General features: G+C 46.3%; 5 protein-coding genes. All 5 read left to right on the top strand.

The genetic code is table 11. The annotated features are described in order from the left end of the window. Positions 1-243 precede the first annotated feature (243 nt). Complete coding sequence (locus AC6R05_RS11670; protein WP_150893998.1) at positions 244-1011, top strand: peptidoglycan binding protein CsiV; 768 nt, start codon at positions 244-246, stop codon at positions 1009-1011. Between the two features lie 80 nt (positions 1012-1091). Beyond that, positions 1092-1637, top strand: a complete 546-nt coding sequence (locus AC6R05_RS11665) for a GNAT family N-acetyltransferase (RefSeq protein ID WP_500647447.1) — start codon at positions 1092-1094, stop codon at positions 1635-1637. Positions 1638-1797: 160 nt separating this feature from the next. Further along, the gene (gene imuA / locus AC6R05_RS11660; protein WP_150868962.1) at positions 1798-2490 is read left to right on the top strand and encodes a translesion DNA synthesis-associated protein ImuA; all 693 of its coding nucleotides are present in this window, start codon (positions 1798-1800) and stop codon (positions 2488-2490) included. A 3-nt stretch (positions 2491-2493) separates the two neighbouring features. Further along, on the top strand, positions 2494-3933 hold the full coding sequence (locus AC6R05_RS11655) for a Y-family DNA polymerase (RefSeq protein ID WP_500647446.1): 1440 nt from the start codon (positions 2494-2496) through the stop codon (positions 3931-3933). Positions 3934-4034: 101 nt separating this feature from the next. Then, a partial coding sequence (locus tag AC6R05_RS11650; RefSeq protein WP_500647445.1) for an error-prone DNA polymerase occupies positions 4035-6730 on the top strand: 2696 nt, incomplete at its 3' end.

Raw genomic sequence — 6730 nt, 5'->3', positions numbered from 1 at the left:
CGCTGACATAAACCCAGCGTACCTTGTTAAACTATTGCAATCTCAACCGCAAAAGTTTTCAATGGAAGGGCCAACTAAGTTCAAGTTTACGGTACCATTGGTAGACAGACGGAAGCGAATTCAATTTGTCGGTGATCTTTTGGGCGAATTTAGACAAAACTTGCTGCCTGCAAGCTAATTCCACCCTTTTCACTGAGCATTTAATTTATCCAGCCGGATCTCCGGCTGGGATACGGAGTAAAAATGAAACGACTGATCCCACTACTACTATTGTTAGTCTCTATGCCGAGCTTGGCACAAAGACAATTTGATATAGAAGTGATCATTTTCAAGCGTGCTGTTGATGCTGAACAAGTCAATGAATCATGGCCAAACAGCCTTCCTGAAATCTCTCTTGAGCGTGCAGGCTCTTTCCAAAACTCTCAGTTTCGTGCTCAAAAAGGCGTAGAGATGTTGCCTTACTCAGCATATGAGCTAAACGATGAGAAAGAAAAGCTGCGCAAACACGCAGGCTTTGAAGTCTTAATGCATACCGCTTGGCGCCAAGGTGACGAAGGTCGCAATGCAGCACCAGTGTTCCGTATTCAAGCAGGCAAAGATTACTCGCAATCTTTTAACGCTGATGGTTCAGAGAAGAGTGCCGTTGTTGCAGCCAATGCGGAAGGTATTAAAGAAGAGACTATCGACAAGCCTCTGTATGAGCTGGATGGTAAGCTGCAAATCTACGTTCAGCACTATCTATACGCAGAAACAACTCTAGATCTTAAAGCACCAAGTGTTCGTGAAGTCACACTTCAAGAGCAGCAAATCGAACTAGACTCGCCAGTCAGTGGCGGCGACAGTACTATCCAGGTAGGCAATTTGACTGAGATCTCTCCAACAGTAAAAGTTGAAGAGTTCCTAAAAAGCTACCGCATGGACCAAAAGCGTCGTATGCGCAGTACCGAAACCCACTACCTAGATCACCCGCTGCTAGGCATGATCATTCAGGTTCGTCGCGTCGCGCAGTAGCCAAAACTGTCAATAAGCTACACTTAATATATTATCGATACGCCCTCCTAGTGAGGGCGTTTTGTTATTAGGAGGGCAATATGAGTCCTGATTTTCACATAGTGACCCGCAACTTAGTCCTCAGAATCATAGAAGCATCTGATGCACCAGAGTTTGCTCAATGTATCCAGCAATCACCGAGCCTATCTCGTTGGATTGATTGGTGTCATACCGAGTACTCCCAGCAAGAGGCAGAAAAGTTCATCCTCGCCACTCGACTCAACTGGGTCAAAGCAGATGCATTCGGTTTTGGAATATTCAACCGAGAGAGTGACAAATTAATGGGGATGGTGGCCATCAACGAGCTTTATCACACCTTCAATATGGCAAGCTTAGGATATTGGGTCGCAGATCGATACCAAAGACGCGGTATCGCAAAAGAGGCCATGCTAGCGCTGTTTGAATTCTGTTTTGCTCAGCTCAAACTCACTCGTCTAGAAGTTGTATGTGATCTTGATAATTTACCAAGCCAACACCTGATCGAAGCATGCGGTGCAGAGCGTGAGACCATTGCTCGAAACCGGTTTATCTTCAATGGTGAGCCTAAGGATGGTGTGGTGTACGCTGTGCTACCTCCTGGGTACTAGAATTTCCTCCACCAACTCTCTTTCTAATCAAGCCGCAACAAATGCGGCTTTTTTTGTCTTTAAAACAACCAACTAAGAGTGAGCCTTACTTCTTTCTCTCATTTTTCTTCCCATAATTCTCAGAGTTAAATATACTGTATATATATACAGGTATTTAACTATGCATGAACTGATCAAAAATCTACAAGACCGCCAACTTATCTGGAAAGGTCTGCAGCCTAGTACACAAGGGCAAACTCACTCTACAGGATACCCTGAGCTCGACAATCAGCTTAATGGGGGCTTCCCTACGCACGGTGTCATAGAGGTCGAATCCCAATCTGGTTTAGGAGAGATCCGCTTACTGACGCCTTACCTAGCGCAACAAAACGCCCAGCGCCTTGCTGTATTTATTAACCCTCCGGGTCATGTATGTGGTGAGTTCTTTGATGCTCAAGGGCTATCCCTTCATAACATTCTTGTGATCACGCCAAGTAGTGATATCGAAGCGTTATGGGCTGCTGAGCAGTGTCTAAAAAGTGGTGCCTGTCACTCTGTGCTTTTATGGGGAACGGAACTTGAGATTCATCAAACCAAACGCTTACAAGCAGCGAGCGAAACGGGTCGTTGCCTGCAGTTTCACTTTAAGAGCGGTAGCCATAATCAACTCTCTTTGCCCGTGTCACTGAGCATGAAATTATCACCGCATCATCTTGGTTTAAAAGTGGAAGTTATCAAGCGCAAAGGCAGTTGGTCGTACGGCAGCTTGGTCATAAACATGCAGCAACAGTGGCCACTTTTAACAGAGCAAGCATCTGCAGAGCTGCACGACAATTCAACCATCATCCCTTTCCCAATTGCGAAACAAGGGTGATCTATGTTGTGGCTCTATCTGCATTTTCCATCATTACAACTGGATAGCTTATTCAGTGGTGACAAGCAAAACGAACACCCGTTGATTATCGTTGATGAAAAAACGCATAAGGTGATTCAGGCCAATAGCTTAGCTTTGGACTCAGGAATAACGCTTGGTATGGGGCTTGGTTCGGCTGCCGCTCTCAATCACGAACTCCAAGTGCTGCCTCATCGCGCTGAGCTTGAAGAAAATCGCCTCAAGGAGATCGCACATTGGGCCTATCTAGTCACCTCGGATATGGCTCTATTGCCACCAAATGGGCTTTTAATTAAGACTTCAAACATGTTGTCGCTCTATGATGGGCTCGACAATTACTGGAGCACATTAAAACAGCATCTCTCTACATTAAATGTCCAATTCCACTTCGCCACTGGCTACTCACCACTAGCAGCTATTTTGCTCGGGAAAAAGTCACTTAATTTAATCACGAGTGACACCGAGACAATGAAGCACCGTGTTCAGCAACAGTGCTTAACCAGCACCGAACTACCATTTAAACAGGTCGAGCGTTTACAGCGTGTTGGTATGGATACAGTTGGAGACTTATTGAAACTATCGATCCAAGATGTCGCGCGCCGATTTGATATTGATCTGGTGAACTACGTTGGGCGCCTAAATGGACAATTTAAGCACCCTATTGATTTTTATCATCCACCCGAAAAATTCGAACAATATCTAGAGTTACTGTTTGATATCGAGAACCTGCAGTTTATTGAGAAACCACTGACCAAATTACTCACACAGCTTGAAGCCTTTTTGAAACTCCGTGACCGTGTCGCTTTTGAAATCAAACTCACTTTGCATCTGCGAGACTGTGAGGACCACAGCGTGCCTTTTTTCTCTGCACAGGGAGATTACCTTGCCACTAAGTGGGCACAACTTACCCACCTTAGCCTAGAGTCTGTCACAATTAATGCTCCAGTTCAGGGGTTAACCTTAACCTTAGTTCGTCACGGAGAGCCTCAGGCGGCCTATCATGATCTGTTTGATGGCAACACAGGAACCCTAGCATCACTAGACTTGCTTTCACTCCTGCAAGCTAAACTAGGGCAAGCAGCAATTCACTCGCCTTTCACGCGTCAAGACCCAAGGCCAGAGAAAGCCAATCAATACTCATTGCCCAACTTAGCGTCTCAAGCTAAGGGGACAGAACCTTCAACGATTAATGACACTTCCTCATCATCACACAAGCACTTAAGGCCAAGCATCTTGTTACCTACCCCAGAGCCTTTAACAACGCCTGTGACGTTGTCTCAAGGCCCTGAGCGTATTGTTTCTGGCTGGTGGGATGGAGAAAAAGTGATTCGAGACTATTTCATCGCCCGCTGCGAAACCGGACGTTGGCTATGGGTATTTCGCACTCCAAACAAAGCATGGTTCATCCATGGGCTATTTAGTTAAGCAGATTCAACAATCTGCTCAGTTTCGGTCATACATACCCATTAACCACCGAAGCAGACCAACCGCCCCGCAGACACATTTTCATTAGGACTTAACACGCTATGGCACAGCACTACTCTGAACTCTTTTGTCAAAGCAATTACTCTTTCCTAGAAGGAGCGTCTCATGCTGAAGAGTTGGTTCTTCAAGCGGATTTTCTGCGTTACAACGCTTTAGCTGTCACTGACGAGTGCTCTGTTGCCGGTATCGTGAAAGTACATGCCGCAATAAAACAGCACCAGTTAGCACTCAAACAGATCGTCGGCAGTATGTTTTGGCTCAATGAAGAGTGCCAGCTCTTGTTGCTATGCCCGGATAGACAAGCTTATGCGGAGCTATGCCGAATCATTACCAATGCTCGTAGACGCAGTGAAAAAGGACATTACCAACTCTCTGAGTGGGACATCATGTCTGCCAAGCACTGTTTGGTGATTTGGCTCCCTCAACAAACTGCTCAAGATAATCATTGGGGAAGCTGGCTCAATCAGCATCACTCAGGCCGACTTTGGATAGGGGTTCAGCGTCACCTTAAGCAGGGTGATCAAGAGTATGTCGCTCATTGCTCGACACTTGCTCAGCACCTCCAACTTCCTATCACGGCCTGTGGTGGCGTACTGATGCATAATGCCAATCGCCTACCACTACAACACTCTCTTACGGCAATAAAGCATCAATGCTCCGTGCCCGAAGTTGGCAGTCACTTACTGGCTAATGCAGAACGCTGTTTACGTAGCATTAATAAGCTCAGCCATATATTCCAAAAGTCATGGTTGGATGAGAGCAACCACATTGCGAGTTTATGCCAGTTCGACCTTGATAGCTTGCGTTACGAGTACCCAAATGAACTGATTCCCGTAGGACAAACGCCAAATCAATACCTCAGAAACTTGGTCGAACAAGGTAAGAAAAGCCGCTTCCCTGACGGGATACCCCGTGATATTGAACAGATCATCGAGAAGGAGCTGAACTTAATTGAAGAACTCGATTACCCCTTCTTCTTTTTAACTATTCACGACATCGTAATGTTTGCCAAACAACAAGGCATTCTTTACCAAGGCAGAGGCTCTGCAGCAAACTCTGTTGTGTGCTATTGCCTTGAGATAACGTCAGTCGACCCGCGTCAGATATCAGTACTCTTTGAACGCTTCATCAGTAAAGAGCGTAATGAGCCACCTGATATCGATGTGGATTTTGAGCATGAGCGTCGCGAAGAAGTTATCCAATATATCTATCAAAAATATGGTCGAGAGCGTGCAGCATTAGCGGCTACCGTGATCTCCTATCGCTTTAAGAGTGCGGTACGAGATGTAGGGAAAGCGCTAGGGCTGCAAGAGACACAGCTGGATTACTTCATTAAAAACACCAACCGCCGAGATAAGCATCAAGGTTGGCAGGCGCAACTGACACTGCTTGGATTGCAGCCAGACTCTCTCAAAGGGAAACAGTTTATCCATTTGGTCGATGAGATAATCGGATTTCCACGCCACCTATCTCAACATGTGGGCGGCTTTGTGATCTCTTCAGGACCGCTTTATGAGCTTGTTCCTGTAGAAAATGCGGCCATGCAAGAACGTACGATTATTCAATGGGATAAGGATGACTTAGAAGCGCTTGGCCTACTCAAGGTCGATGTTTTAGCACTTGGTATGCTATCTGCAATCCGTAAGTGCTTCACCATGATCCAGCAGCACTATGGGCGATCACTGTCGATTGCAGAGATCACTCGTTTACAAGACGATCCCAATGTCTATGGCATGATTCAGAAAGCCGATACGGTGGGCATCTTCCAGATCGAATCTCGTGCACAAATGAGCATGCTGCCACGCCTAAAGCCAAGGAGCTATTACGACTTAGTGATTCAAATCGCCATCGTACGGCCGGGGCCTATCCAAGGCGATATGGTGCACCCTTTTTTGAGGCGAAGAGATGGACAAGAGCCTATCGACTACCCCTCCTCTGAGGTTAAATCAGTACTCTCTCGCACATTGGGCGTCCCTATTTTTCAAGAACAGGTCATTAAGCTCGCCATGGTTGCTGCTGGCTTTACGGGTGGTGAAGCCGACCAATTGCGACGAGCAATGGCTGCCTGGAAAAAGAACGGTAACGTATTTAAGTTTAAATCTAAGCTCATCGATGGGATGCAAAGTCGCGGCTACGATATCGCCTTTGCCGAACAGATCTTTAAACAGATTTGTGGCTTTGGTGAGTATGGATTTCCCGAGAGTCACTCCGCTTCTTTTGCCGTGTTAGCGTACTGCTCTGCATGGTTAAAGTTCTATTACCCGGAATGCTTCTATGCGTCGTTGTTAAATAGCCAACCCATGGGCTTCTACAGTCCATCACAGCTAGTGCAAGATGCGCAGAGACACGGTGTAAAAGTACTTCCGGTATGTGTTAATGCTTCACAGCGAGACCATATCGTCGTTAATCAAGAGCAAAAGTTAGCTATTCGACTTGGTTTAAGGCAAGTGAAAGGCTTAAGTGAACAAGCAATGGAGAGCTTAGTCGCGAATCGCCCTTACCAAGGCTACCGCCATCCAAATCAAGTCACCCAACTTTCCATCAGTCGTAGAGATATTGAGCTATTGGCTTCAGCGAATGCGATGCACAGTGTATCCGGTGATCGTTTTCAAACCCGTTGGGCTTTAATGGATTCAGCTTCTGAATTGCCGCTGTTTAGAGACATACACGAATCCCCTCAGCCACTGCGCCAACCCAATGCGACACAAGACCTATTAGAAGACTTTACCAGTACCGG

The organism is Vibrio sp. R11-SG3-ISO9, assembly GCF_059834255.1.
This window is presented reverse-complemented; position numbering and strand designations above follow the sequence as displayed.